The 2,835-nt window shown below is 65.5% G+C and carries 1 protein-coding gene and 1 pseudogene; both read left to right on the top strand.

The genetic code is table 11. From position 1 onward, the window contains the following. Positions 1 to 720 (top strand): annotated as a pseudogene (locus tag Q0C81_RS17885) (nitrate/nitrite transporter); the annotation flags it as partial. A gap of 2 nt (positions 721 to 722) precedes the next feature. Further along, a partial coding sequence (locus Q0C81_RS17890) for a nitrate reductase subunit alpha (RefSeq protein WP_291841136.1) occupies positions 723 to 2,835 on the top strand: 2,113 nt, incomplete at its 3' end.

Raw genomic sequence — 2,835 nt, forward strand, 5'->3', positions numbered from 1 at the left:
TGGTTCGGCATGAACGACGTCGCCTCGGCGCGCGCGTCGTTCCGCGAGCAGGCCGTGGTGTTCCAGCGCAAGCACAACTGGCTGATCTGCTTTCTCTACATCGGCACCTTCGGGTCCTTCATCGGCTTCTCGGCCGCCTTCCCCCTGCTCGGCAAGACGCTCTTCCCCGATGTGAACATCCTGCAGATCGCCTTCCTCGGCCCCCTGGTCGGCGCCGCATCTCGGGCCTTGACCGGCTGGGTGTCTGATCGCTGGGGCGGGCACAACGTCACACAGATCGTCTTCTACGCCCTGATCCTGGGGGTGTTGGCGGTGCTTCAGAGCGTCGGCGCCTTCGGCGCGGAACCGTCCTTCAGCCTATTCTTCCCCAGCTTCCTATGGCTGTTCTTCTGGACCGGCGTCGGCAACGCCTCGACCTTCCAGATGATCCCGGCCCTCGTCCGCGCCGACATGCCCCGGCTGATGCCCCGCGCCACGGCGGCGGAGCGATTGAAGCAGGCCGAGCTGGAATCCGCGGCCATCGTCGGCTTCTCGTCGGCCATCGGCGCCTATGGCGGTTTCTTCATCCCGCTGGCCTTCGCCAACTCGATGAAGGCGACCGGGGATCCGCTGATCGCCCTGTACCTCTTCCTCGCCTTCTATTGCAGCTGCGCCGTCGTCAACTGGGCCTTCTACGCCCGCCGGCGCTCGATCCTGAACCTCGCACCCAAGGCGGCCTGATCATGAGCCATACCCTAGACCGTCTCGCCTTCTTCACGCGCAAGACCGAACTGTTCTCCGATCGCCACGGCGTCATGAACGACGAGGATCGCGGTTGGGAGGAGGCCTATCGAAGCCGCTGGCGTCACGACAAGGTCGTGCGCTCGACCCACGGCGTGAACTGCACCGGCTCCTGCTCCTGGAAGATCTACGTCAAGGGCGGGATCGTCACCTGGGAGACCCAGCAGACCGACTATCCTCGCACCCGACCGGGCCTGCCCAATCACGAACCCCGGGGCTGCGCGCGCGGCGCCAGCTACAGCTGGTATCTCTATTCGGCCAACCGGGTGAAATATCCGCTGATCCGCTCACGCCTGCTGCGGGTATGGCGCAAGGCCCGCCGGACGATGGAACCGGTCGCGGCCTGGGCCTCGATTCAGAACGATCCCGCCGCGCGCAAATCCTACACCAGCATGCGCGGGGCCGGCGGCTTCGTGCGGGCCGACTGGGAAGAAGTCACCGAGATCATCGCCGCCGCCAACGCCTATACGGCCAAGCGCTGGGGTCCCGACCGGGTGTTCGGCTTCTCGCCCATCCCGGCCATGTCCATGGTGTCCTACGCCGCCGGCGCCCGCTATCTGCAACTGCTGGGCGGGGTCACCGGCTCCTTCTATGACTGGTACTGCGATCTGCCGCCGGCTTCGCCTCAAACCTGGGGCGAGCAGACCGACGTGGCCGAAAGCGCCGACTGGTACAACTCCAGCTTCATGCTGCTGTGGGGGTCGAACGTCCCCCAGACCCGCACCCCGGACGCCCACTTTTATACCGAGGCCCGCTATCGCGGCGCCAAGTCCGTCGTCATCTGCCCCGACTATTCCGAAGCGTCGAAATTCTCCGACCTGTGGCTTCCCGTCAAACAGGGCACCGACGCAGCCTTGGCCATGGCCTTCGGCCACGTGATCCTCAAGGAGTATCATATCGATAAGCAGGTACCGTATTTCCGCGACTATCTGCGCAAATACAGCGACCTGCCGATGCTGGTCCGCCTGGTCCCCCAGGCGGGCGGCTATGTGCCGGAACGCCTGGTGCGGGCGTCGGACTTCGTCGGCGATCTCGATCAGGCCAATAACCCGGACTGGAAAACGGTCGCCATAGACGAGGCTACCGGCGAGATCGTGGTCCCGAACGGCTCGATCGGCTTCCGCTGGGGCGAGGACGGGCGCTGGAACCTTGAAGAGCGGGAGGCCGCTGGGCGCGAGACCACGCTGAAGCTGGGTCTTAAGGACGCGCACGATGAAATCGCCGGCGTGCGCTTCCCCTATTTCGCCAACACCGCCAGCAACGGCTTCGCCTCCACCGACCACCCTGACGTCCTGACGCGCAACGTCCCGGTCCGCCGGGTCAAGCTGAAGGACGGCGAGGCGCTGGTCGCCTGCGTCTATGACCTGTTCCTGGCCAACTACGGCGTCGACCAGGGCTTCGGCGGCGATTGCATGCCGCGCTCCTACGACGACCTGGAGCCCTATTCCCCGGCCTGGGCCGAGGCCATCACCTCGGTCCCGCGGGATCAGATCATCGCCACGGCGCGCGGCTTCGCCACCAACGCCGAAAAGACCAACGGCAAGTCAATGGTGATCATCGGCGCGGCGATGAATCACTGGTTCCACATGGACATGAACTACCGCGGCGTCATCAACATGCTGGTGATGTGCGGCTGCGTCGGTCAATCCGGCGGCGGCTGGGCCCACTATGTCGGTCAGGAAAAGCTGCGGCCGCAGACCGGCTGGGCGCCGCTGGCCTTCGCCACGGACTGGATCCGTCCGCCGCGTCAGCAGAACTCGACCTCCTTCTTCTACGCCCACTCCGATCAGTGGCGCTACGAAACCGTGGGGGTCGACGAACTGCTGTCGCCGACGGCGCCGGAGGGGCCGTGGAAGGCCTCGATGATCGACTTCAACGTCCGGGCTGAACGTATGGGCTGGCTGCCCTCGGCGCCGGCGCTGAAGACCAACTCGTTGGACCTGGTCAAGGCCGCCGAGGCGGCGGGCGTCGATCCCAAGACCTACACGGTGAATGGCCTCAAGGACCGCTCGATCGAGCTCTCTTGCATGGATCCGGACGACCCGGCGAACTGGC

Source organism: Brevundimonas sp. (assembly GCF_023259385.1).
Lineage (GTDB): Bacteria > Pseudomonadota > Alphaproteobacteria > Caulobacterales > Caulobacteraceae > Brevundimonas.